At 67.9% G+C, this 246-nt stretch carries 1 protein-coding gene; it reads right to left on the bottom strand.

Going from position 1 to position 246, the window contains the following annotated elements:
* The coding region (locus KVS69_RS20170) for a biotin/lipoyl-binding protein (protein WP_217540037.1) at positions 1 to 246 on the bottom strand (246 nt) is incomplete at both ends.

The following is a 246-nucleotide window of genomic DNA, read 5'->3' as shown; positions in this document are numbered from 1 at the left end:
ACGCCCTGCTGCGCCACGGCCAGGCTGGCCTGCGCCGCGCGCAGCGCGATGTCGAAGGGCCGTGGGTCAATCCGGAACAGCGGCTGCCCGGCCTTCACCGGCTGGTTGTCACGTACGTCCACGGCGACCACCGGGCCGCTTACTTCCGGCGCGATCTGGACAAGGAAGGTCTGCACTGTCGCCTGCGAGGTGTACGGGGTGAAGCGGTCGGCGATGAGGTGGTACACGAAGACCAACAACAGTGCC

It is taken from the genome of Stenotrophomonas sp. GbtcB23, from assembly GCF_019091045.1.
Taxonomy (GTDB): domain Bacteria; phylum Pseudomonadota; class Gammaproteobacteria; order Xanthomonadales; family Xanthomonadaceae; genus Stenotrophomonas; species Stenotrophomonas rhizophila_A.
The sequence above is the reverse complement of the archived record's forward strand: the minus strand, read 5'-3'. Positions and strand labels throughout refer to the sequence as shown.